This is a genomic window from Ramlibacter sp. AN1133 (assembly GCF_037890035.1).
Classification (GTDB): Bacteria; Pseudomonadota; Gammaproteobacteria; order Burkholderiales; family Burkholderiaceae_C; genus Ramlibacter.
In genome coordinates this window covers 124706-146423 of record NZ_JBBKTQ010000012.1, presented here as the reverse complement: position 1 = coordinate 146423, position 21718 = coordinate 124706, and the positions used below count along the sequence as shown (strand labels likewise).

At 70.3% G+C, this 21718-nt stretch carries 25 protein-coding genes; 11 read left to right on the top strand and 14 right to left on the bottom strand.

Annotated elements, in window-relative coordinates; translation table 11 throughout:
• Position 1: 1 nt before the first annotated feature.
• Entirely contained in the window at positions 2 to 685 is a 684-nt protein-coding gene (locus WG923_RS18185; protein WP_340352396.1) for a c-type cytochrome, read from the bottom strand.
• 100 nt (positions 686 to 785) lie between these two features.
• Between WG923_RS18185 and WG923_RS18180 the strand changes: the two genes are divergently transcribed.
• From WG923_RS18180 to WG923_RS18155, 6 genes are all read left to right on the top strand, one after another.
• Positions 786 to 1508 (top strand): sulfite exporter TauE/SafE family protein, encoded by a 723-nt coding sequence (locus WG923_RS18180; protein ID WP_340352395.1) that lies wholly within the window; start codon positions 786 to 788, stop codon positions 1506 to 1508.
• 74 nt (positions 1509 to 1582) lie between these two features.
• Positions 1583 to 3001: a homospermidine synthase gene (locus WG923_RS18175; protein ID WP_340352394.1), complete on the top strand. Its 1419-nt coding sequence runs from the start codon at positions 1583 to 1585 to the stop codon at positions 2999 to 3001.
• 10 nt (positions 3002 to 3011) lie between these two features.
• Complete coding sequence (locus tag WG923_RS18170; RefSeq protein WP_340352393.1) at positions 3012 to 4322, top strand: NAD(P)/FAD-dependent oxidoreductase; 1311 nt, start codon at positions 3012 to 3014, stop codon at positions 4320 to 4322.
• 100 nt (positions 4323 to 4422) lie between these two features.
• Positions 4423 to 5391: an N-acetylmuramic acid 6-phosphate etherase gene (murQ, locus tag WG923_RS18165; protein WP_340352392.1), complete on the top strand. Its 969-nt coding sequence runs from the start codon at positions 4423 to 4425 to the stop codon at positions 5389 to 5391.
• A 133-nt stretch (positions 5392 to 5524) separates the two neighbouring features.
• Complete coding sequence (locus WG923_RS18160; protein WP_340352391.1) at positions 5525 to 5770, top strand: CopG family transcriptional regulator; 246 nt, start codon at positions 5525 to 5527, stop codon at positions 5768 to 5770.
• Between the two features lies 1 nt (position 5771).
• Positions 5772 to 6215 carry a TA system VapC family ribonuclease toxin gene (locus WG923_RS18155; protein ID WP_340352390.1) on the top strand — a complete coding sequence of 148 codons (444 nt, stop codon included), beginning with the start codon at positions 5772 to 5774 and terminating at the stop codon, positions 6213 to 6215.
• 32 nt (positions 6216 to 6247) lie between these two features.
• On the opposite strand, the gene WG923_RS18150 is transcribed toward WG923_RS18155, so the two are convergent.
• The 5 genes from WG923_RS18150 to WG923_RS18130 form a co-directional block, all read right to left on the bottom strand.
• Entirely contained in the window at positions 6248 to 7216 is a 969-nt protein-coding gene (locus WG923_RS18150) for a Bug family tripartite tricarboxylate transporter substrate binding protein (RefSeq protein ID WP_340352389.1), read from the bottom strand.
• Positions 7213 to 8202 (bottom strand): tripartite tricarboxylate transporter substrate binding protein, encoded by a 990-nt coding sequence (locus tag WG923_RS18145; RefSeq protein WP_340352388.1) that lies wholly within the window; start codon positions 8200 to 8202, stop codon positions 7213 to 7215. Before WG923_RS18145 ends, WG923_RS18150 begins: the two co-directional genes overlap by 4 nt.
• Positions 8203 to 8242: 40 nt before the next feature.
• Positions 8243 to 9274 (bottom strand): hydroxyacid dehydrogenase, encoded by a 1032-nt coding sequence (locus WG923_RS18140; protein ID WP_340352387.1) that lies wholly within the window; start codon positions 9272 to 9274, stop codon positions 8243 to 8245.
• A 5-nt stretch (positions 9275 to 9279) separates the two neighbouring features.
• Positions 9280 to 9957, bottom strand: coding sequence for an RraA family protein (locus WG923_RS18135; RefSeq protein ID WP_340352386.1), 678 nt, complete (start codon positions 9955 to 9957; stop codon positions 9280 to 9282).
• 258 nt (positions 9958 to 10215) lie between these two features.
• Complete coding sequence (locus tag WG923_RS18130) at positions 10216 to 11454, bottom strand: alpha-hydroxy acid oxidase (protein WP_340352385.1); 1239 nt, start codon at positions 11452 to 11454, stop codon at positions 10216 to 10218.
• A gap of 77 nt (positions 11455 to 11531) precedes the next feature.
• On the opposite strand from WG923_RS18130, the gene WG923_RS18125 reads away from it, so the two are divergent.
• The gene (locus tag WG923_RS18125; protein ID WP_340352384.1) at positions 11532 to 12431 is read left to right on the top strand and encodes a LysR family transcriptional regulator; all 900 of its coding nucleotides are present in this window, start codon (positions 11532 to 11534) and stop codon (positions 12429 to 12431) included.
• Positions 12432 to 12447: 16 nt separating this feature from the next.
• Complete coding sequence (locus tag WG923_RS18120; protein WP_340352383.1) at positions 12448 to 13344, top strand: NAD(P)-dependent oxidoreductase; 897 nt, start codon at positions 12448 to 12450, stop codon at positions 13342 to 13344.
• Between the two features lie 16 nt (positions 13345 to 13360).
• On the opposite strand, the gene WG923_RS18115 is transcribed toward WG923_RS18120, so the two are convergent.
• The 3 genes from WG923_RS18115 to WG923_RS18105 all read right to left on the bottom strand — a co-directional run bounded on the left by WG923_RS18115 (position 13361) and on the right by WG923_RS18105 (position 15897).
• Positions 13361 to 13951, bottom strand: coding sequence for a hypothetical protein (locus WG923_RS18115; RefSeq protein WP_340352382.1), 591 nt, complete (start codon positions 13949 to 13951; stop codon positions 13361 to 13363).
• A 126-nt stretch (positions 13952 to 14077) separates the two neighbouring features.
• Entirely contained in the window at positions 14078 to 14812 is a 735-nt protein-coding gene (locus tag WG923_RS18110; protein ID WP_340352381.1) for a hypothetical protein, read from the bottom strand.
• On the bottom strand, positions 14809 to 15897 hold the full coding sequence (locus WG923_RS18105) for a hypothetical protein (RefSeq protein WP_340352380.1): 1089 nt from the start codon (positions 15895 to 15897) through the stop codon (positions 14809 to 14811). Before WG923_RS18105 ends, WG923_RS18110 begins: the two co-directional genes overlap by 4 nt.
• Positions 15898 to 16153: 256 nt before the next feature.
• Between WG923_RS18105 and WG923_RS18100 the strand changes: the two genes are divergently transcribed.
• On the top strand, positions 16154 to 16291 hold the full coding sequence (locus WG923_RS18100) for a hypothetical protein (protein WP_340352379.1): 138 nt from the start codon (positions 16154 to 16156) through the stop codon (positions 16289 to 16291).
• Here WG923_RS18100 and pqqE read toward each other — a convergent pair.
• Genes pqqE through pqqA form a run of 5 tightly spaced genes read right to left on the bottom strand, consistent with a single transcriptional unit; the run spans position 16270 to position 19453 of the window.
• Positions 16270 to 17412: a pyrroloquinoline quinone biosynthesis protein PqqE gene (gene pqqE, locus WG923_RS18095; RefSeq protein ID WP_340352378.1), complete on the bottom strand. Its 1143-nt coding sequence runs from the start codon at positions 17410 to 17412 to the stop codon at positions 16270 to 16272. The two genes, WG923_RS18100 and pqqE, sit on opposite strands and share 22 nt — an antisense overlap.
• Positions 17409 to 17684 carry a pyrroloquinoline quinone biosynthesis peptide chaperone PqqD gene (gene pqqD / locus WG923_RS18090; RefSeq protein ID WP_340352377.1) on the bottom strand — a complete coding sequence of 92 codons (276 nt, stop codon included), beginning with the start codon at positions 17682 to 17684 and terminating at the stop codon, positions 17409 to 17411. The genes pqqE and pqqD overlap by 4 nt, the downstream gene beginning before the upstream one ends.
• A complete protein-coding gene (pqqC, locus tag WG923_RS18085) occupies positions 17681 to 18424 on the bottom strand; it encodes a pyrroloquinoline-quinone synthase PqqC (protein WP_340352376.1) in 744 nt (247 codons plus the stop codon). Before pqqC ends, pqqD begins: the two co-directional genes overlap by 4 nt.
• Before the next feature lie 22 nt (positions 18425 to 18446).
• Positions 18447 to 19367, bottom strand: a complete 921-nt coding sequence (gene pqqB / locus WG923_RS18080; protein WP_340352375.1) for a pyrroloquinoline quinone biosynthesis protein PqqB — start codon at positions 19365 to 19367, stop codon at positions 18447 to 18449.
• A gap of 11 nt (positions 19368 to 19378) precedes the next feature.
• On the bottom strand, positions 19379 to 19453 hold the full coding sequence (gene pqqA / locus WG923_RS30435) for a pyrroloquinoline quinone precursor peptide PqqA (protein WP_445322944.1): 75 nt from the start codon (positions 19451 to 19453) through the stop codon (positions 19379 to 19381).
• Between the two features lie 212 nt (positions 19454 to 19665).
• On the opposite strand from pqqA, the gene WG923_RS18075 reads away from it, so the two are divergent.
• On the top strand, positions 19666 to 21027 hold the full coding sequence (locus WG923_RS18075; RefSeq protein WP_340352374.1) for an ATP-binding protein: 1362 nt from the start codon (positions 19666 to 19668) through the stop codon (positions 21025 to 21027).
• On the top strand, positions 21024 to 21653 hold the full coding sequence (locus WG923_RS18070) for a response regulator transcription factor (RefSeq protein WP_340352373.1): 630 nt from the start codon (positions 21024 to 21026) through the stop codon (positions 21651 to 21653). The genes WG923_RS18075 and WG923_RS18070 overlap by 4 nt, the downstream gene beginning before the upstream one ends.
• The last annotated feature ends 65 nt before the right edge of the window (positions 21654 to 21718 follow it).

Genomic DNA, 21718 nt, shown 5'->3' with positions numbered 1-21718 from the left:
GTCAGCGCAGCGTGGCGATGTACGCCACCAGCGCCTTGATGTCGGCGTCGGTCAGGCCCTTGGTGTACTTGAACATCTTCTCGTCGGCGCGCACGTCGTTGTCGCGGTAGCGGCGGATGCTCATCTCCAGGTAGGCGGGCTGCTGGCCGGCCAGGCGCGAGTTCTTCTCGCTGCCGGCGCCGTTCTCGCCGTGGCACTTCCTGCAGCCGTTCTCGTATACCGCCTTGCCCTGCGCGGCCAGCCGGGCGTCGCCTGCCGCCTGCGACCTCGGCATCTCCTGGCTGGTGTAGTACACCGCCACGGCGAAGCGCTCGTCGTTGCTCATGGCCTTGACCAGGCCTTCCATGAAGAACGCGCCCTTGCGGCGGCCGTCGTGGAACTTGTTCAACTGGTTCAGCACGTAGATCGTGTTCTGGCCCGCCAGGTTCGGCACGTCCGGCCGCACGCTCTGGCCCGAGGGGCCGTGGCAGTTGGCGCAGAAGGTGGCGAGCTTGGCGCCCTGCCTGTAGGCCTGCTCGTGGAGCTTCGGGTCGGCCTTGGCGGCGGCGAGCTTGTCCTGCGCCCACTGCGGCAGGACGGCCGCGGGGTTGGAGGCGGCCGGCTGCGCCGGCGTGGCGGCCGGCTGGGCCCAGCAAGTGGAGGCCAGCCCGAACGCGAGCAGGCAGGCCAGTGCGGGAAATTTCATGGCCGAGATGATGCAGACCGGCACGCGTGGCACGCTTGAGACACGTCAAGTGCCCTTCGCGCCTTGCGGGCCGGGCGGCGGGGCTCCAGAATCGCCGCCGTTGGAATACCTCTTCGTCCTTGTCGTGGGCCTGGGCGCCGGCACCCTGGGCGGCGTGATCGGCACCGGCTCCTCGATCGTGCTGATGCCCGTGCTGGTCCTCCTGTTCGGCCCGCGCCAGGCGGTGCCGATCATGGCCATCGCGGCCATCATGGGCAACGCCGGCCGCGTGATCGCCTGGTGGCGCCACATCGACTGGCGCGCCTGCTTCGCCTACTGCGCCACTGCCGTCCCGGGCGCGGTGCTCGGCGCCAGCCTGCTGCTGGCCATCCCGCCCGGCGTGGCCGAACTGGCGCTGGGCGTGTTCTTCCTGTCGCTGATCCCGCTGCGGCGCTGGCTCGCGCAGCGCGAGTTCCGGCTCTCGCAACTGCACCTGGCGCTGCTCGGGGGGCCGCTGGGGGTGCTGACCGGCCTGGTCGTCTCCACCGGGCCGCTGACCGTGCCGCTGTTCACCTTCTACGGGCTGGAGCGCGGCGGCCTGCTCGGCACCGAGGCGGCCGCGTCGATCGGCATGTACGGCTCCAAGGTCGCGGCCTTCCAGGCGCTGGGGGCGCTGCCGGCCTCGGTCGTCTTCGACGGGCTGATCGTCGGTTCCTCGCTCATGGCCGGATCCTTCCTTGGCCGGGCGATCGTGCTCGCCCTCACGCCCGGGGCCTACCGGACGCTGGTGGACGGCCTGATGCTCTGCTCCGGTCTCACGCTGCTCTGGGCCGCCGTGAAGTAGGGCGCGCGCCGGGGTCCGCAAGCCGGCACGCTTGCGGTACGCTCGTGCAAACCGCGTAGCGCAAGGGAGCTGCAGTGGGTCTGTCGCGCAGGCTGGGGTCCTTCACGGGCCGGGTCGTGGTGCTGGGGTTCGGCAGCATCGGCCAGGCGGTGTTGCCGCTGCTGTTCGACAGCTTCGGCATCGCGCCCTCCCAGGTGCGCATCGTCACGGCCGGCGAAAACGGCGCCGAGATCGCCCGCGCGCTCGGGGTCGCCCTGCGCGTGCAGGCGCTCACGCAGCAGAACCACGAGGCCGTGCTGGCGCCGCTGCTGGGTCCCGGCGACCTCCTGCTCAATGTCTCGGTGGACGTGTCCAGCCTGGCCCTGGTGCGCTTTTGCGCGCCGCGCGGCGTGCTGTACCTCGACGCCTGCTGCGAGCCCTGGGCCGGGCGCTACATGAATCCCGACCTGCCGCCGACGCAACGCTCCAACTACGCCTTGCGCGAGGAGCTGCTGGCGTTCCGGCGCGAGCATCCGCGCGCCCCCACGGCCTGCATCACGCAGGGGGCCAATCCGGGCCTCGTGTCGTGCTTCGTCAAGGTCGCACTGCTGCAGATGGCGGCCGACCTGCGGCTGGCCATCGAGCCACCGTCCACCCCCGAGGCCTGGGCCGCCCTCGCGCGCCGGCTCGACGTGAAGGTGATCCACATCGCCGAGCGTGACACGCAGGTGGCCGCCCCGCGCAAGCAGCCCGGCGAGTTCATCAACACCTGGTCGGTCGACGGCTTCGTCGACGAAGGCCTGCAGCCCTCCGAGCTGGGCTGGGGCACGCACGAGCGGCACTGGCCCGCCGACGCGCTGCGGCACGGGTACGGCTGCGAAGCCGCCATCATGCTGAATCGCCCGGGCATCGCCACCCGCGTGCGCACCTGGACGCCGCTGCAGGGGCCGTTCCACGCCTTCCTCGTCACGCATGGCGAGGCGATCTCCATTCCCGACCACTTCACCCTGCGCGAGGAGGGCGCGGTGGTCTACCGCCCCACCGTGCACTACGCCTACCACCCGTGCGACGACACCGTCGCCTCGCTGCACGAACTGGCCGGACGCAACTGGCGGCTGCAGCCGCGACGGCGCATCATCCGCGACGACATCGTCTCGGGCATGGACGAACTGGGCGTGCTCCTCATGGGCAACGCGCGCGGCGTGTACTGGTACGGCTCGCGCCTGGCGATCGAACAGGCCCGCGCGCTCGCGCCGTACAACAACGCCACGACCCTGCAGGTGGTGGCCGGCATCGTGGGCGCGATCACCTGGGCGCTGCGCCATCCGGACCGCGGCGTGGTGGAGGCCGACGAGATGGACCACGTGCTGATGCTGGATGCGGCGCGGCCCTGGCTGGGCGAGGTGGTCGGCATGTGGGGCGACTGGACGCCGCTGGCGGACCGCAGCCGCCTGTTCCCGGAACCGAAGGACGCGGACGACCCCTGGCAGTTCATCAACTTCCGGGTCGCCTGACGCGGCAGCCGTGCCAGTCCTGCTGAAGAAAGAGCTCGGCGTCGTCGAGAACTCCTACTACGAAGCGACCGTCACGCGGCCGCCAGCGCAGCCTTCGCTGACGCAGCGCCTGCAGGCCGACGTGTGCGTCGTGGGCGGCGGCTATGCGGGGCTGTCGGCGGCGCTGGAGCTGGCCGAGCGTGGCTATTCGGTGGTGCTGCTGGAGGCGCAGCGCGTGGGCTGGGGCGCCTCGGGGCGCAACGGCGGCCAGGTGATCGTCGGCTTCGGCAGCGACGGCGAGGAGGCGATCGAGCGGCAGTTCGGCCTGCAGGACGCGCGGCGCGCCTGGGACATCTCGGTGGATGCGATCCGGCTGCTGCAGCGGCGCATCGCGCGCTACGGCATCGGGTGCGAATGGCGCACCGGCTACCTGAGCCTGGCGACCAAGCCGCGCAAGGCGCAGGAACTGCGCCGCTGGATGGACCGCGTGCAGTCCACCTACGACTATCCGCTGCAGTGGGTGGACAACGGCGCCCTGCGGCAGTGGGTGGACAGCGCGCGTTTCCATTCGGCGGTGTTCGATGCGGGCTCGGGCCACCTGCATCCGCTGAAGTACTGCCTGGGCCTGGCCGCCGCGGCGCGGGGGGCGGGCGCGCGCATCTTCGAGAACTCGCCGGTGTTCGTGGTGGAGCGCGGACGCAGGCCCGTGGTGCGCACGGCGCAGGGCGAATGCGCCTGCGACTTCGTGGTGCTCGCGGGCAACGTGTACCTCGGGGAATACGGCGACGCGATCGCGCCCGAGGTGTGCTCGCGCATCATGCCGGTGGGAACGTACATGATCGCCACCGAGCGCATGGCGCCGCAGCGCGCGGCGGCACTGATCCCCAGCCGCTGCGCCGCCTCGGACACCAACTTCATCCTCGACTACTTCCGCCTCAGCGACGACCATCGCCTGCTGTTCGGCGGCGGCGACAGCTACACGGGCACGACACCGCGCAACCTGATCGGCCAGATCCGCCGCAGCATGATGGGCGTGTTCCCGCAGCTGAAGGACCTGGAGGTGGCGCACGCCTGGGGCGGCTTCGTCGACATCACGATGAACATGGCGCCGCATTTCGGCCGGCTGGGAGCCAACGTCTATTTCGTGCAGGGCTTCTCGGGCCACGGCCTGGCGCTCTCCGGCATGGCGGGGCTGATGGTGGCGGAGGCCATCGCCGGCCAGGCCGAGCGTTTCGACCTGCTGGCGCGCATCCGGCACCTGCCGTTCCCCGGCGGGGCGCTCATGCGCACGCCCGCACTCGTGCTGGGAATGTGGTATTACCGTTTGCGCGACGCGTTGTAGCTGAGCCACCACTGGCCGCACAAGGATTGGGTCCGGGGTCCTACAGCTTTGTCCCTACGGTGGCGCGACGATCGCATCACCTCTACCATGGGACATCCACATGCCTGACATGAAGCTGGAGTCCGCTCCCAAGACCATGGACGCTGCGCGAAAGCCGAACCCCGGCGCGAAGCCGCCGCTGGACGCGCGGCTGACCGAGCAGCGCAATCCGCGCAGCCTGCGCATCGACCAGATGTCGGCGCTCGAGATCGTCGACCTGATCAACGCGGAGGACCGCCTGGTCGCCGCCGCCGTGAGCGACGAGCGCGAACGCATCGCGCGCGCCATCGACCTCGTCGTCGAGAGCTTCCGCAAGGGCGGGCGCCTGATCTACGTCGGCGCCGGCACCTCCGGGCGCCTGGGCGTGCTCGATGCCTCCGAGATGCCGCCCACGTACCGGACCGAACCCGACCTGGTGCAGGGCGTGATGGCCGGCGGCTACGAGGCGCTGCTGCGCGCCCAGGAAGGCGCCGAGGACATCCCGGAGGACGGCGCGCAGGCCATGGACGACCGCTCGATCGACGGCCGCGACTTCGTGCTGGGGATCGCGGCCTCGGGCACCACGCCCTTCGTGCACGGCGCGCTCCAGCGCGCGCGCGAGCGGGGGGCACGCACCGGCTTCCTGCTGTGCACCTACCCCACCGAGGAACAGCTGCGGGCGAACGACGTGGTCATCGCGCCGCTCGTGGGGCCGGAGGTGATCACCGGGTCCACCCGCATGAAGGCGGGCACCGCGACCAAGCTGGTGCTGAACACGATCAGCACCGGCGCGATGGTCAGGACCGGCAAGGTCTACGGCAACCTGATGGTGGACCTGCAGGTGACCTGCCAGAAGCTGCAGGACCGCGGCGAGCGGATCCTGATCGAGACGCTGGGGGTGTCGCGCGACGAGGCGACGCGGCTGCTCGATGCGTCGGGCGGCCACGTGAAGACCGCGATCGTGATGTCGCGGCTGGGGCTGGATGCCGAAGCCGCGCGCAAGCGCCTGGAGCGCGCGGACGGCTCGATCGCCTCTTTGATCGGGAAGTAATCGTCTTCCTCCCTCCCCTCCGGGGGAGGGTCGGGGCGGGGGCGCTCCGGCGCGCCCGGTTCGCTCCAGACGGGCGAAACGTCGCCGCAGCCCGCCGCGATGCTATGATGCGATCGCATCACCAATTTCCACCATGCGCACCACGCTCGACATCGACGAAGACGTGCTGCTCGCGGCCAAGGAGCATGCGGCGCGCGAACGCAAGTCGCTCGGGGCCGTGATCTCGGAACTCGCGCGTGAATCCCTGCGGCGGCCTGCGCAGCCCGGCGGCCGTCGCGCCACCACCAGGCGGGGCGGGCGCTTCGCCGTGCTTCCGCAGCGCGACGAGGTCGTCACGCTCGAACATGTGCGCGGCTTGCAGGACGCGGAGGGGGTATGACTTGGCCGCTGCCGCGCGAATCCTGCTCGATGTCAACGTCCTGATCGCGCTGCTCGACGACGCGCACGTCTTTTCGCGGCGCGCCAACGAGTGGCTCGATGCGGCGCCGCGGCGGATTGCCACCTGCCCGATCGTCGAGAACGGCGTGATCCGGATCATGAGCGCGCCTGCGTACTCGGTCTCGCATCGCGCCACCCCGGAGCAGATCGCGGACGGCCTCAGGTCCCTGACCGAGGCGGTGGATCACGAGTTCTGGGCCGACGACGTTTCGATGCTGGACGAAACGCTCGTGGACTTCAGCCGGCTGCACGGACACCGCCAGGTAACGGACGCCTACCTGCTTGCCCTGGCGGTCCGCCGCGGCGGCGTGATCGCGTCCTTCGATACCGCGTTGCCGGTGACTGCGGTGCGGGGCGCGAGCAGGAAGCATCTGCTGGAGGTCTGAGCGTTCCTCACCTTCGCGGGGATGGCAGACCGTTACTCCTTCGGCGCCCCCGAATCCCGCACGATCCCCTCATACCGCTTCACCTCGGACGCGGTGAACGCAGCGAACTCCTGCGCCGTGCCGCCCATCACGATCGCGCCCATCCCGGTCAGCTTCGCGTGCATCTCCGGGTTCTTCAGGATCTTGTTGATCTCGGTATTGAGCCGGGCCACCACTTCCGCCGGCGCGCCGGCGGGCAGCATCAGCCCGTACCACGCCGACGCGATCATCGGCGTCCCCGCCTCCTTGAAGGTGGGCACGTTCGGCAGCGCCGGCAGGCGCTTGTCCGAGGCCACCGCCAGCGGCCTGAGCAGCCCGCCGCGGATGCTTCCCAGCGAGCCGGTGTCGATCATCATGTCGATGTGGCCCGCGATCAGGTCCTGCGCCGCCGGGCCGCTGCCCTTGTACGGAACGTGGCGCACGTCCACGCCCGCGGCCGTCTTGAACTGCGCGCCCGCCAGGTGCTGCGAGCCGCCGATGCCGGCCGACCCGTAGGTGTACTTGCCCGGGTCCTTCTTCGCCGCGGAGACGATGTCCCTGAGCGAATTCCACGGCGACTTCGCCGGCACCACCATCACGTTCGGGATCTCGCACAGCGACACCACCGGCGTGAAGTCCTCGATCGGGTGGTAACCCAGCTTCGCGTACAGGTGCGGCGCCGCGGCATTGGTCGAACTGGTGGCCAGCAGGATCGTGTGCCCGTCGGCCTTTTCCTTGACGAACTGCTGCGTGCCGATCACGCCGCCGGCACCGCCCTTGTTCTCCACCACCACCGGCACGCCCAGCGCCTGCGACAGCGGCTGCGCCAGCATGCGGCCGATCTGGTCGGTTGCGCCGCCGGCCGGCCAGGGCACCAGGATCTTCACGGGGCGGTCATCGGAGGGCCAGGCAGCCAGCGCCCACGGCGTGGACAGCGCCAGCAGGCAGGCGGCGAGGGTGCGCCGGGTCAGCTTCGTCCTCACTTGTTCTCCCCCCACGGCATATCCTTCCAGAGCTGCTTGAAGGCCCCTTCGGTCTCGCGCAGTTCCGTGTCGTACTTCGCCGGCGGCAGGTAGCGCAGGGGCGCGAAGTAGGTCGCGGCCTTCTGCTGGAACTCGGGATCGGCCACGGCCTTCTGCACCGCGCTCACCAGTTGTTCGCGGATGGCGGGCGGCAGGCCCTTGGGCGCGGCGACGCCGCGCAGCGATGCCATCACGATGTCGAAGCCCTGTTCCTTGAAGGTGGGCAGGTTCGGCGCCAGCGTGCTGCGCGAAGTGCTCATCTGGCCCAGGTTGCGCATGGGCGAGCCGCCCTTCTCGTACTGCAGCGCCTCGCCGATGTTCATCGACGCCATGTAGATCTGCTTGCCGACGATGGACTGGTGCACTTCGGCCGCGCCCTTGAAGGGCACGTGCGTGAGCTTCACGCCGGCGGCGCGCTCGAACATCATCGCGGCGAGATGGTCGTCGGAGCCGATGCCCGTCGTGCCGTAGCTCACCTTGCCCGGATTGGCCTTGGCATAGGCGACCAGCTCGGCCAGGTTCTTCACCGGGGTGTCGTTGTGCACCGAGAAGTTCCCCGGATCGTCGACCACGTTGCCCAGGAGGTCGTAGCCGCTCCAGTGGTAGTTCACCTTGCGCTCGATCGGGATCGTCAGCACGTTGGGCGTGTTGATGAAGCCGATCGTGTAGCCGTCCGGCTGCGCGTTGGCCAGTTCCGCGAAGCCGATGCCACCGCCCGCACCGGCGCGGTTGATGACGACGATGCTGGCGTTGTTGCCCAGGTGCTTGCCGATGTAGGGGGCCAGCACGCGCGCGATGATGTCCGTGCCGCCGCCGGCGGCGTAGGCCACGATCATCTTGATCGGCTGTTCGGGATAGGCCGCGCGCGCGGCGCCGGGGGCCACGGCCGCGGCGGTGAGCGCCAGCAGCGGCAGCAGGCGCTGCAGGAGGGGGGGAATGCGTGTCATGTGGGGTGTCTCCGTCTCTTGTCGAATGCTTCTGCGCGCCTCAGCCGAGGATGCGGGCGCGTCGTTCCTGGTAGGCGGGCCAGACCTCGGGGTTCACCAGCCGCGGCGGCTTGCCGCCGGCGAGCAGGTCCACGATCTGGTCCGCCGCGATGGCCGCCACGTTGCGGCGCGCCTCGTGCGTGACGCCCGCGTTGTGGAAGGTGGCGTACACGTTGTCCATGGCCAGCAGCGGGTGGTCCAGCGGCGGCGGCTCGCGGTCCCACACGTCGACGCCGGCGCCGGCCAGGTGGCCGGACTGCAGCGCGGCGACCAGGGCCGCTTCGTCGTGGATGCCGCCGCGCGCGGTGGTGATGAAGATCGCGCCCTTCTTCATGCGCGCGAACGCGGCGGCATCGATCATCTTCAGCGTGCTGGCGTCGCGCGGGCAATGCAGCGAAACGAAGTCGGACTGCTCCAGCACCTGCTGCAATGACACGGGCTTCGCGCCGCGCCGCTCGATCTCCTCGGGCGGCACGTAGGGGTCGGTGGCGATCACCTCGATGCCGAAGGCGCGCGCCAGGCGCGCCACGCGCGTGCCGACGTTGCCGATGCCGACCAGGCCGATGGTGCAGCCCTTGGCCTCGTGGCCCATGATCGCCTCGCGGGTGAAGCCGGTCTCGCGCCGCATGCGGCGGTCGCACTGCAGCATGTGCCGCTGCAGCGACAGCAGCATGGCCAGCGTGTGTTCCGCCACCGAGTCGGCGTTGCCGCCGGCCTGGTTCACCACCGCGATGCCGGCGGCCGTGCAGGCCGGCACGTCCACGGTGTCATAGCCGGCGCCGCTGGAGGACACGCACAGGAGGTCCGGGCAGCGTGCCACCAGCTCGCCGGTCGCGAACCATTGCGTCGGCAGTTCGTCCTTGGCCGCCGACACGTGGTACACGTGCGCGCCGGCAAGGATGTCCCACGCCGCGGCATCGTTGCCGCGCACCGGGAAGATGCCCAGCGCGATGTCCTGCTCGCGCGCGATGCGCTCGTCGAACACGGGATTGAGCCAGAGGTCCGAGCGGACCACGCGTTTGCCGTTCGCCATGGTCTTCAGCGCGGGGTGGGGTCGCAGCCGATCGCCTTCAGGCGCGCGTCCACCCAGGAGGTGTCGTGCGTGCCGGCGCGGATGTTGGCGATGGTCTTGAGTTCCAGCGCGACCTTCTCGCGCGAGGCGGCCAGCACCTGTTCCACGTCGTCGTAGGGCACGCACAGCAGGCCGTCGGCGTCGCCGAGGATCAGGTCGCCGGGCTCGATCACCATGCCGTCCAGGGCGATGGGCACGTTGATCTCGCCCGGGCCGTCCTTGTAGGGGCCGCGGTGCGTCACGCCCGCGGCGTAGAGCGGGAAGCTGCCGGCCGCGATCACGTCGATGTCGCGCACGGCACCGTTCAGGACGATGCCGCCCAGCTTGCGCTGCATGGCATAGGAGACCATCAGCTCGCCGAACAGCGAGTTGGTGAGGTCGCCGCCCGCGTCCACCACGATGATGTCGCCCGGCACGGCCATGTCCAGCGCCTTGTGGATCATCAGGTTGTCGCCGGGCCGGCACTTGACCGTGAGGGCCGGGCCACCGAGGCGGCCGCCCTTGTGCATCGGGCGCAGGCGCGGACCCCCCGCCGTCATGCGTGTCATGCAGTCGCTGATGTTCGCCACCGGGATATCGGCGAAGGCCTGCACGTAGCGCTCGGCCACGGCGCGCTGGCGCTTGAGGATCTGGAGTCCGACCATGGTTTGTCTCTCGAGGAAAGGATGGAATGTACGGGATGCTCAGAAGCTGTGAATGAATTGATCGCGCCCACGACGGGGTGCATCAGGGTGCAGGCGTAGGCGCGGTCCGCAGTCCAGGCTGGCCGCCTGGACAAGGGCCGCAACACCCGCCTGCGCCCTGAGGCACCCCGGCCCGAGGGGCGAGCCTCGACGCGATCTGGGTGAAGCCACTGCGTCGAAAGAGGCTCGCGTGGGCGTGAGCAATTCGTTCACAGCTTCTCAGGCGCCGGCCGGCAGCAGGAAGCTGGCGTCGAGTTCGGCCAGCGAATTCACGCCCAGCATGGCCATGTTGCGCGAGACCTCCTCGCGCAGCAGGGCGATGCCGTGGCGCACGCCCGCCTCGCCGGCCACCGATGCGGCGTAGTTGAACGGACGGCCCACGAACACGAACTTCGCGCCCAGCGCCAGGGCCTTGAGCACGTCGCTGCCGCGGCGGATGCCGCTGTCGATCATCACCGGCACCTCGGGGCAGGCAGCCACGACCCGCGGCAGCACGCGCAGCGGCGCCACCGCGCCATCGAGCTGGCGGCCACCGTGGTTGGAGACGATGATGCCGTCGGCGCCTTCGTCCACCGCGATGCGGGCATCGCGCGCGTCGAGGATGCCCTTGACCACCAGCTGCCTCGGCCACATGCGCCGGATCGTGCGCAAATGCTGCCAGTCGAGGTGGCCGCGCTCGGACAGGTCGCGCACCACGTTCTTCGACAGGATGGGGGCGCCGCGCTGCGCGTAGTTGTTCTCGAAGTGCGGCATGCCGTGCAGCGCGATCGTCTTCAAGAAGGTGCCGAACAGCCAGCGCGGATGGCTGAGGCCGTCCCACGCGAGGCGCAGGTTGGGGCGCAGCGGCGTGGAGAAGCCGGCCCGCACGTTGTTCTCGCGGTTCGAGGTGACCGGCGTGTCGACGGTGATCACCAGCGTGCGGAAGCCCGCCGCCTTCACGCGCTCGATCAGCGCCACGATGTTAGCCTCGTCGCCGGGCAGGTAGGCCTGGAACCAGGCGTCCGGATTGGCGCGGACCACTTCCTCCATGCGGATCAGCGAAGAGCCGCTCATGACCATCGGCACGTTCTCGGCCGCTGCCGCCTGCGCCTGCACGAGGTCGCCGCGGTAGGCGGAAAGGGCGCTGATGCCCATCGGCGCGATGCCGAAGGGGGCCGAATAGCGCCGCCCGAGCAGCGGGGCCGCGGTGGACCGCCGCGAGACGTCGACCAGCACGCGGGTGACGAATTCGTAGCGTGCGTACGAAAGCCGGTTCGCTTCCAGCGAGTGGTTGCGTTCGACCGCGCCGCAGATGTAGGCGAACACCGGGCGCGGCAGGTGGCGGCGTGCGGCGGTCTCGAAGTCGTCGAGGGACAGGATGGGGCCCAGGCGGGCGGGCAGGGCTTGGGGAATGGCGGGGCTGCGGGGAGGGACCGCTTGCGCCGCGGCGGCGCCGTCGGCGGAAGACTCGAGCTGCATGCCGCCAGTGTCGCCCGGGCGCAGGGTGCGCGTCCAATACATAATTGAGCGCTCATTGATACCTGCACGGCATCGCCATGATCGACCTGCGCCAGCTGCGCTACTTCCAGGCCGTCGCCGAGGAACTCCACTTCGGCCGGGCCGCCGCGCGGCTGGCGATCGCGCAGCCCGCGCTGTCGCGCCAGATCCAGCAGATCGAGGAGGAACTGGGCACGCCCCTGCTGCGGCGCACGCAGCGGCGGGTCGAACTGCTGCCGGCCGGCGCCTTGCTGCTGGAACGCAGCCGGGCGATCCAGCAGGAGCTGGCGCGCACGGTGAGCGACGTGCGCCGCACGGGTGCGGGGGAGCTGGGGCGCCTGTCGCTCGGCTTCATCCACTCGTCCACCTACGGCCTGCTGCCGACCCTGATCCGGCGCTTTCGCCAGCTCTATCCGGACATCGAACTGCAACTGCACGAGATGCCGATCACGGACCAGCACGCGGCGCTGCTGCGCGGAACCATCGATGTCGGCCTGCTGCGCGTGCAGCAGGCGCCGGCGGAACTGGAGGTGCAGCCGGTGTTGTCGGATCCCTTCGTGCTGGCGGTGCCGGCGAACCACCCGCTGGCGACTCGCACCCGGGTGCGCCTGCGCAGCGTGGCCGGCGACCCCTTCGTGATGTTCGCCGCCGCCGAGGCGCCGTTGCTGTACGACCGCGTGCAGGCCCTGTGCCGGCAGGCGGGCTTCACCCCGAACGTGGTGCAGCACGCCACCCAGATCCACACGGTGGTCGGACTGGTGGGCGCGGGCCTGGGCGTGGCGGTGGTGCCGGCCAGCGGACGCAACCTGCATCCGCGCCAGGTGCGCTTCGTGCAGATCGCCGACAAGGCCGACCCGGTGCACGTGGCGCTGGCGTGGCGGCGCGGCCAGGAGACGCCGGCGATCCGCTCGTTCCGCAAGGTGACGCAGGACGTGGTTGCGGGCCTGGCGAAGGCTTGAGGCATCATCCCGGTTCATGATGCAAGAGATCGACAAGCGGCAGCCGGTGGGCTTCATCGGCCTGGGTGTGATGGGCAGCGGCATGGCGCACTGCCTGCTGCGCCAGGGCTGGACGCTCCACGTATTCGCGCGGCGCGAGGAGGCCGCGCGGCCGCTGGTGGAAGCGGGCGCGCAGCGCATGGCTTCGCCTGTGGCGCTGGCCCGCTCGTGCCGCGTCGTGTTCCTGTGCCTGTCCGACGATGCGGCAGTGGAGCAGGTGCTGTTCGGCGAGGCCGGACTGGCGCAGGGGCTGGCGCGCGGCAGCGTGGTGGTGGACACGAGCACGATCGCAGCCACCTCGGCCCGCGCGTACGCGCAGCGGCTCGCCGCGCAGGGTGTGGGCTTCCTCGATGCCCCCATCAGCGGCGGCCAGCAGGGCGCGGAGACGGGCACGCTGGCCTGCATGATCGGCGGCGCGGCGGAAGCGGTCGCGAGCCTGCGCGAGGTGATGGGCGCCTTCTGCAAGGCCATCACGCACGTCGGCGACGTCGGCGCGGGGCAGACGGTGAAGTCCTGCAACCAGGTCGCCGTGGCCGGCGCCTTGCTCGGTGTGGCCGATGCGATCGCGCTGGCGCGCTCGCAGGGTGTGGACCCCAAGGTGATGCGCGACGTGCTGCTCGGAGGCACCGCGCGCAGCTTCGTGCTGGAAAAGCACGGCCAGCGCGTGATCGACGGCGACTACAAGCCGGGCTTCCGGGCGCGCCTGATGCGCAAGGACCTGCGCATCGCGCTGGAGACGGCGCGCAGCGGCGGCGCCAAGCTGCAGGGCGCGGTGCTCGCGGAGCAACTGGTGAACGAGCTGTGCGGGAGCGGGCGCGGCGAGCTGGATTGGGCGGCGCTCGGGCTGCTGGTGCAGGAGAAGGGCGGGAGCTGAAGCCGCTCTTGCGTGGTCAGTCCGCGCGTCCCAGCTTGATCTTGCGGATCTTGCGGTTGCCCATGTCGGCGACGTAGAGCGAACTGTCACCATCGAAGGCCAGTCCGGCCGGCAGGCTGAAGCTGGCCGACGCGCCAGGGCCGTCCTGGTCGCCCGAGGCGCCCGTGCCTGCCAGGACGGATGTCTCGCCCTCGGGCGTGATCTTCAGGATCCTGTGGCCGTAGAGGTCGGCCAGGTACCGGTTGCCTTGCGCATCGGTGACGGTATCGCTCGGATACGGGAAGTCGATGGTGTCGTCGTCCAGCGTGAACACGATGCCGCCCGCGACGAGCCGCGTGCGGTTGCCGCCGCCGTAGTCCGCCACGTGCACCTGCGCGGAGGCATCCACGGCCACCGCGTGCGGCATGAAGAAACTGGCGCTGGCGGCCATGCCGTCGGCGGTACCGAATTCGCCGGAGCCGGCCAGGGTGCTGACGCAGGGGCCGTCGGCGCAGGTTCGGCCGTCTTCCAGCGAGGAAGGGCCTGCCGTTCCGCCGCCGCAGCCGGCCAGGAGGCCCGCTGCGACGATGCATTGCAGCAGAACAGCGCATGCGGCCAGCCTTGCCATGGCTTGCTCCCGTCAGGGGGGAATGCCATGCTGCCCCAATGGGGCACGGACGGCAAGGCTCTATCGCTTCAACCACTCCATCAACTCTGCCTGCAGCACCCTGGAGTACGGCGAAAAGACAGTTCCCTATTGGCCCCCGGCACCCGCATTGCCGCCCTTGTTGAAGTGCATCACCGCGTTGCGGGGCTGCAGCGTGATGCGCGGCTCCGCTCCCGACGAAGGGGTGTTGTAGACCAGGAACTTGTCCTTGCCCGCGGCGGAATAGTCCGGCCATACCAGGGCGATGGGGTCCTTCTTGCGAAGCTGCACCTGCAGGTCGTCCGCCGCGGCCTGCGCCAGATTGGCCTGTGCCACCATGGTGTACAGATCCTTGTCCTTGTTGCGCAGGTGCTCGATGACCAGTGCCTTGCGGCTGGCGGGCAGGGCTACCAGGGCGGGGATGAGTCCCTTCACCTCCTGCTCGTTGCCGCCCTTCTTGTCCTTGAGCAGCAACTCGGCGAGCTGCACCATGTCTTCGTCGGTCGTGTCGTCGGAGACCAGGAACACGCGGGACAGGGCCACCGAGGTGGCCTTGACCTGCAGCGGCATCTGCGTCGGGAAATCCTTGTACCCCGGCTTGCTGTAGCGGACGACGCCGGTGAACGGGACGCCCGCCGGCACCTTCAGCGAGAACGTGCCCTTCTCGCTGGTGCGGCCGTTGGTGACGACGCGTTCACCTTTCACGACCTCGACGAGCACGTTGTAGATGCCGGTGTTGAAGTTCTTGCCCTCCATCACGGCGCCGGAGACGATGAAATCCGCGCCGGCGGCCGCGGGGAGAAGCGCGCCCAGCAGGGCGACGATGGCGCAAGCGATCTTCATTTCCCCTCCTGTTCCTGCGAGCATGCCACCGTGGCGGCGGCGGAGACCTTCGCCCAATCCAGCGGCCCGGGGGCCGCGAAGCGGAACGCACGCCTGATTTCCGTCTTGGCGGCCGTCGCGCCGGGCTTCCAGCGCACGACCGCGCGCATCAGCCCGTCCTCGCCGACCGTCGAATCCCAGACGGCCCGGTCGCCCGTGTACATGGCTTCGAACTGGAAGCGCGGGCCGGGGGCGAAGGAAACCTCGCACACGGCGTTGGGCCGCAGTGCAACGCCCGTCGGGATCACGGCCAGGGCGTTCGCCACCGGGCCGGTGCCCGTGGCCACGAGGGTTCCCTTCGGATGGAGCGGGAACACCCGCACCTGCGCCGTTTGCACGAACGAATCGCCCCACCAGCGCAGGTAGCCGCCGTTGGCGGTGACCCGGGCCTGGAGCGTATAGCTACCCGGGGGGAGCCGTTCGAGCTCGAAAGCGAAGGTGCGTTCCTTGGTCGCCAGGATGGAGGGCTTCGCCTGGTCCGGCAGCGCCAGCACGGACTTCGGCGCCGGCGGCTGCAGGCTGAGGGCGAGCTCCACGTCCCGCAGGTCCGCCACTCCGAGCAGGTTCTCCACGGTGATGGCCGCGGCGAGCTTCTCGTCCTGCGCGATCTCGTACTTGCGCTGGCTGAATTTCACGAGCGCATTCGGGGCCGTGAACAGCTGCTCGTACCGGTGGGCCAGTGCGTCGAGCGCACCGAGGATGGCCACAGCCGACAGGAGCCAGGTGGAAAGCCGGATCCGCTGGTACCAGCGAGGCGGCTTGACGGCCAGCGGCGCCGCGACACCGTGGAAGACCTCTTCGGCCCCTGCGGTAGCGATCAGGGCCCTGGCGCCGAGGTCGTGGTGTTCCCGGCTGTTCCAGAACGCCAGGTGCATCGTGGTGCCATCCTGCACGCGCACCGACTGGATGGCCTGCAGGCCTGCGTGGGTGCCGAACACGTCCTTGGCAATGGGTGCGGCGGAGGACTGGAAGGCGCACACATAGCCGAGGGGAGCCCGTCCGCCTTCGCCGGCGATCGCTTTCGCGAGCTCCCGTGCCTGCGCCATCGGCCCCACCTCCTGCGGCAAAGTATCTGCCCGGACCCGCGCCGGTGCAATATCGTGCCCCCGGGGTGCGTTGGCCCGGCTCGTCTCTTTGGGCGATCTATCCCGCCGAGGCGGAGGAGTTCATCCGCCGGACCATGGCGCTCGACTGGGACCGCTTCATCCCCGGCCATCCCGGCGTGGGCGACCGGCTCGGAACGAAGAAGGATGCGGCGGACCAGCTCAAGCTGCTGCAGACGGCGTCTTCCGAGATGAAGAAGTGGCGCAGGACGGCAAGTGCTGGGACACGGCCGAAAAGGAATTCAGGCTGCCAGGCTACGAGGAATGGCCCGGCTATTCCGCCGGCCTGCCCTTCATCGCGCGCCGCTATTGCGGCTACTGGGGCCGCGGAACCTGAAGCCGCGCGCCCGAGGCGGCCCGGCTGGCCTTCGGATCGCGGAAGACCAGCGGCCGCACCGCCGGCTCGCCGCGTTCCGCGCGCAGCACGGCCTCCTGCACCACGCCGTGGTGCGGGCTCTTGGGACACACCGGGTCCGCGGCCGCCGCATCGCCTGCGAGCAGGAAGGCCTGGCAGCGGCAGCCGCCCAGGTCCTGCTCGCGGTGCTCGCAACTGCTGCACGGCTCCTTCATCCACCCCGTGCCGCGATAGCGCTGGAAGCCATCGGATTCCAGCCAGGCGCTGCGCACGCTGGTTTCGCGCAGGTTGGGAAACGCGAGCCCCGGCAGCATGCGCGCGGTGTGGCAGGGCAGGGCGACGCCGTCGGGCGCGATCGTCAGGAGGGTGGTCCCCCAGCCGTTGACGCAGCGCTTGGGCAGCCCCTCGTGGTAATCGGGGGCGACGAAGAACAGCCGCATCCGCCCCGCGAGCCGCTCGCGCCACTGGTCTGTGACTGCCTCCGCTTCGCGCAACTGCTCGCGCGTGGGCAGCAGGTGCTCGCGGTTCTCGAAGGCCCACGAGTAGTACTGCGTGTTGGCGAGTTCCAGGTACTCGGCACCGATCGCGTCGGCCATCTCGATGATGCGGCCCACGTGGGCTATGTTGAGGCGGTGGATCACGCAGTTCATCACCATGGGCCAGCCCTGGGCGCGGATGATGCGGGCCACCTTCTGCTTCAGGTCGAAGGTGCGCGTGTGCGAGAGGAAGTCGTTCACCTCGCGGCTGGAATCCTGGAAGGACAGCTGCACGTGGTCGAGCCCGGCACGCTTGAGCGCCGCGGCGCGCGCCTCCGTCAGGCCCACGCCCGACGTGAGCAGGTTGGTGTAGTAGCCCAGGCGATGCGCTTCGGCGACGAGTTCCTCCAGGTCCTCGCGCAGCAGCGGCTCGCCGCCCGAGAAGCCGCATTGCACCGCACCGAGCTCGCGTGCCTCGCGCAGGATGCGCAGCCAGTCGGCCGTGGGCAGTTCGTCCTCGTACCTGGCGAAATCGACCGGGTTGTAGCAGAACGCGCAATGCAGCGGGCAGCGGTAGGTCAGCTCCGCCAGCAGCCAAAGAGGGGGGCCGGCCGGCTGCGTACTCATTCGAGCTCCACCCAGCGCTGCTGCTGCGCGATGGCGAGGAAGGCCAGCACGTCGTCCTGCAGGTCGATCGCGCGGAAGGCCTCCTCGAGCTGCGAGACGATTTCGGCCACGTTGCGCGCCCCGTCGCAGCGGCTGAGGATCTCGCCGGCGCTGCGATTGAGCTTCACCATGCCCTCCGGGTAGAGCAGCACGTGGCACTCCTGCGCCGGCTCCCACTGCAGGCGAAAGCCCGGCGCCACGCGCGGGCGGCTGTCCACGCTCGCCGGCGTCATGCGCGCACCCCGTAGTGCTGCGCCATCGCGTCGTTCATCGCCCACAGGATGTCCAGCTTGAACTGCAGGATGTCCAGCGCGCGCTCCTGCTGGCTGCGCGTGGCGAAGTGCGAGAGCGTGATCGCCAGGCCCTGCTCCACGTCGCGGCGCGCCTGGCTCACGCGGTTGCGGAAGTACTGCAGGCCATCGCTTTCGATCCACGGGTAGTACTCGGGCCAGCCGGCCAGCCGCTGCTTGTGGATCTCGGGCGCGAACAGCTCGGTCAGCGACGAACACACGGCCTCCTGCCAGGGCGCGCGCCGCGCGAAGTTCACGTAGGCGTCGACGGCGAAGCGGATCGCCGGCAGCACGTGGCGCAGGTCGGTGATCTCCTCGCGCTGCAGGCCGGCCGCGATGCCGAGGCGGATCCAGGCTTCGATGCCGCCGGGGTCCGCGCCGCTGCCGTCGTGGTCCAGGATGCGCTGCACCCAGCCGCGCCGCACCTCGCGGTCGGGGCAGTTGGAGAGCACCGCGGCGTCCTTCACCGGAATGGCGATCTGGTAGTAGAAGCGGTTGGCCACCCAGCCGCGCACCTGCTCCTTCGACGCCTTGCCCGTGTTGAGCATGACGTTGAAGGGATGGTGGATGTGGTAGGCCGCGCCCTTGTCGCGCAGCTGCGCCTCGAATTCCTCGCGGCTCCACGCCGGCCGCGTCTCGGGGGCGCGGGGAGGGGCCAGCGCGGGATCGATCGGGGTGCCCATGGCAGGTCCTTCCTTGGCTACTTCAGAGTTCGATGTCCATGCCGTCCCACGCGACTTCGACGCCTCGCGCAACGAGTTCGGCGCGCTGGGGCGAGTCCTCGTCGAGGATGGGGTTGGTGTTGTTCACGTGGATCAGCACCTTGCGGGTGGCCTGCGGCAGTTCCGCCAGCCATTCGAGCATCCCGCCGCGGCCGGACTGCGGCAGGTGGCCGATGCTGCGGCCGGTCTTGTGGCTCAAGCCGAGCGCGATCATTTCGTCGTCGGTCCAGAAGGTGCCGTCGACCAGCACGCAATCGGCGGCGCGCATGGCCGCCTCCACGGCTTCGCTGCGTTCGCCGAGGCCGGGGGCGTAGAACAGGCTGCGGCCGCTCGCCGTATCGGTCAAGACCAGGCCGATGTTGTCGCCGGGCACGGGGTGCTCGCGGTGCGGGGAGTAGGGTGGCGCCTTGCTGGCCAGCGGCAGCGCCGCCACCTGCAGGCCGGGCACGCCCTCGATCGTGAAGGTGCGGCCGTCGAGGGGGACCGCGCGCCGCTCCACACCGCAGAAATGCCCCAGCACGCCGAGGATCGGATGGCCCCGGGTGAGGTCTTCGTACACGGGGTCGGTGCACCACAGGGGCAGCGGGCGGGTGCTTTCCCGCAGCATCAGCAGGCCGGTGGTGTGATCGATCTGCCCGTCGCTCAGGAGTACCGCGGCGATGCCGCTGTCACGCTGGCCGCGGTTCGGCTGCAGCGCTGGCGTCGCGCGGACCTGGGACAGGATGTCGGGCGAGGCGTTGACCAGGGCCCAGTCCGGCCCCGGCAGGCCCTGCACGCAGATGGAGGACTGCGTGCGCGGCCGTCCCTTCAGGAGGCCGGCACGCAGGCGCGCGCAGTTGCCGCAATTGCAGTTCCATTGCGGGAAGCCGCCGCCGGCGGCCGCCCCGAGCACATGCACGCGCATGAGGACCCGCGCTAGCGGGCGGCGACGTACATCGTGATTTCGAAACCGAAGCGGAAATCGACCGCTTGGGGGGTGGTCCAGGTCATGCTCTCTCCTCGAAGTTGCACCGGGGAAAGAGGTCCGCCGCCCCCCGGCGAAGCGGCGCTGAGCCCCTTCCGGCGGGAAGCTTAGGGTCGCCGGCGGGCGGCGGCTAGAGCACGCGGCTTAGATCGGCCTCCAGATTTTCATGAATCTGCGCGCCTTGCCAAGCGCGGGCGTTTGAGGCCGAATGCCGGAGCGCCTGGGGGGAACCTGCCGAATGAGCCTGAGCCTGCGCATCAACCTGATCGTGGCCGGCGTGATCACCGTGCTGGTCGCGTCGACGCTCGCCTTGCAGCTCGACAACCTGCGCAGCGCCGTGCGCGAGGAGATCGTCGCCACCAACCGGGTGAGCACGCAGCTGCTGCAGCGCGTCGCCCGCGTGTACGCCGAGAACGGCCCGCATGCGCTGGTGCGCTTCCTGGAGCGCCTGGGGCGCGTGCGCGCGAACGACATCACGGTCACCGACGCCTCCGGCCAGGTGCTCTACCGCTCGCCGCCCTCCACCTACAAGCTCGGGCGCGAGGCGCCCGCCTGGTTCAAGGCGCTGGTGCTGCCCGCGCCGTCGCACCAGGTGATCGAGCTGCCGTGGGGCCGCATGACGATCGACGCGGAGCCTTCGCGGGCGGTGCTCGATGGCTGGGACGAGGTGGTGACGCTGGCCGCGATCGGTGCGGCGGGCCTGCTCGTCATCAACGCCCTGGTGTTCTGGGCGATGGGGCGTGCCTTGCGTCCCTTCGGGCAGATCGTGTCGGCGCTCGATCGCCTGAAGGCCGGCGACTTCAACGTGACGCTGCCCCCGCTCGCCGGCCGCGAGGCGGCCGCGATCGGCGCCGCCTTCAACCGCATGGCCGCCGTGCTGCAGGAGAACATGGCCAACCGCCAGCGCGCCTTCGAGGCGGAGCGCAGGCTGTCCGATTCGCGCGAGCTGGCCGGCCTGATCGAGACGCACATCGAGACGGAGCGGCACGAGATCGCCCGCTCGCTGCACGACGAGCTGGGGCAGTCCGTCACGGCGATCCGCAGCCTGGCGCTGTCGGTGGCGCACCGCTGCGGCACGTCCGATCCACAGGCGGCGCAGGCCGCCGGCGTGATCGCCGACGAGGCCGGCCGGCTGTACGACGCGATGCATCGCATGATCCCGCGGCTGGCGCCGATGGAGCTGGAAACGCTGGGCCTGGCGGAGGCGATCGGCGAACTGCTGGAGCGCTCGCGCGCCGCGCACCCCGCCGTGGCGATCGAGCAGGACCTGCGCGAGCTGCCTGCCGGCCTCTCGCCGGCCGCCACCCTGGCCGCCTACCGCATCGTGCAGGAAGGCCTGACCAACGCGCTGCAGCATGCGTCGGCGCGGCGCGTGCGGGTGCAGGTGGCGCGCGAGGACGACGCGCTGGTGCTGCGGGTGCTGGACGACGGCGTTGGCCCGCCCGAGGACTGGAGCCGGCCGGGGCACTTCGGCCTGCGCTGGCTGGGCGAGCGCGCCGATGCGCTCGGGGGCGAACTGGACCTGGCGGCGCGGCCCGAAGGCGGCACCGAACTGCGCGCGCGGCTGCCGATCGTGCCCGCGGAGGCGCAAGCCGCATGATCCGCGTCATGCTCGTCGACGACCACGCGGTGGTCCGCATGGGCTTTCGCATGCTGCTGGCCACCGCGCAGATGGAAGTGGTGGCGGAAGCCGAAAGCGGCGAGGAGGCCTGCCGCGACTATCCGCGGGTGCAACCGGACGTGGTGGTGATGGACATCTCCATGCCTGGCATGGGCGGGCTGGAAGCGATGCGCCGGCTGCTGGCGCACAGCCCCGAGGCGCGGGTGCTGGCGCTCTCCGCCCACGATGCAACGCCCTATGCGCAGCGCGCGCTCACCGGCGGTGCGCTGGGTTACCTTTCCAAGCGCAGCGCGCCGGATGCACTGATCGAGGCGGTGCGCGCGGTGGCGCGCGGCGAGCGCTACATCGATGCGGCGATCGCGCGGCGCATGGCGCTCGCGCAGGTGGAAGGCGAGGCCAACCCCTCCGACGTGCTCACCGAGCGCGAGTTCGCCGTGTTCATCCAGCTGGCGCAGGGCTGCACCGTCCCGCAGATCGCCGAGCAGCTCAAGCTCGCGAGCAGCACCGTGGGCACGCACCTGTACAACATCAAGCAGAAGCTGCGGGTGGCGAACCAGGCGGAGCTGACGCTGATCGGGCTGCGCTGGGGACTGATCCAGCCCTGACCTGCCATGAAAAAAGGGCGGCGCCTTGCGGTCGCCGCCCCCCTTGCGGACTGCCAGTCCGCGCC

Excerpts from the sequence above, each read along its gene's own strand:
- WG923_RS18185 (WP_340352396.1), bottom strand. The coding sequence starts at position 685 with ATGAAATTTCCCGCACTGGCCTGCCTGCTCGCGTTCGGGCTGGCCTCC.
- murQ (WP_340352392.1), top strand. The coding sequence starts at position 4,423 with ATGCCTGACATGAAGCTGGAGTCCGCTCCCAAGACCATGGACGCTGCG.
- WG923_RS18160 (WP_340352391.1), top strand. The coding sequence starts at position 5,525 with ATGCGCACCACGCTCGACATCGACGAAGACGTGCTGCTCGCGGCCAAG.
- WG923_RS18145 (WP_340352388.1), bottom strand. The coding sequence starts at position 8,202 with ATGACACGCATTCCCCCCCTCCTGCAGCGCCTGCTGCCGCTGCTGGCG.
- WG923_RS18140 (WP_340352387.1), bottom strand. The coding sequence starts at position 9,274 with ATGGCGAACGGCAAACGCGTGGTCCGCTCGGACCTCTGGCTCAATCCC.
- WG923_RS18135 (WP_340352386.1), bottom strand. The coding sequence starts at position 9,957 with ATGGTCGGACTCCAGATCCTCAAGCGCCAGCGCGCCGTGGCCGAGCGC.
- WG923_RS18130 (WP_340352385.1), bottom strand. The coding sequence starts at position 11,454 with ATGCAGCTCGAGTCTTCCGCCGACGGCGCCGCCGCGGCGCAAGCGGTC.
- WG923_RS18125 (WP_340352384.1), top strand. The coding sequence starts at position 11,532 with ATGATCGACCTGCGCCAGCTGCGCTACTTCCAGGCCGTCGCCGAGGAA.
- WG923_RS18120 (WP_340352383.1), top strand. The coding sequence starts at position 12,448 with ATGATGCAAGAGATCGACAAGCGGCAGCCGGTGGGCTTCATCGGCCTG.
- WG923_RS18115 (WP_340352382.1), bottom strand. The coding sequence starts at position 13,951 with ATGGCAAGGCTGGCCGCATGCGCTGTTCTGCTGCAATGCATCGTCGCA.
- WG923_RS18110 (WP_340352381.1), bottom strand. The coding sequence starts at position 14,812 with ATGAAGATCGCTTGCGCCATCGTCGCCCTGCTGGGCGCGCTTCTCCCC.
- WG923_RS18105 (WP_340352380.1), bottom strand. The coding sequence starts at position 15,897 with ATGGCGCAGGCACGGGAGCTCGCGAAAGCGATCGCCGGCGAAGGCGGA.
- pqqE (WP_340352378.1), bottom strand. The coding sequence starts at position 17,412 with ATGAGTACGCAGCCGGCCGGCCCCCCTCTTTGGCTGCTGGCGGAGCTG.
- pqqD (WP_340352377.1), bottom strand. The coding sequence starts at position 17,684 with ATGACGCCGGCGAGCGTGGACAGCCGCCCGCGCGTGGCGCCGGGCTTT.
- pqqC (WP_340352376.1), bottom strand. The coding sequence starts at position 18,424 with ATGGGCACCCCGATCGATCCCGCGCTGGCCCCTCCCCGCGCCCCCGAG.
- pqqB (WP_340352375.1), bottom strand. The coding sequence starts at position 19,367 with ATGCGCGTGCATGTGCTCGGGGCGGCCGCCGGCGGCGGCTTCCCGCAA.
- WG923_RS18075 (WP_340352374.1), top strand. The coding sequence starts at position 19,666 with ATGAGCCTGAGCCTGCGCATCAACCTGATCGTGGCCGGCGTGATCACC.
- WG923_RS18070 (WP_340352373.1), top strand. The coding sequence starts at position 21,024 with ATGATCCGCGTCATGCTCGTCGACGACCACGCGGTGGTCCGCATGGGC.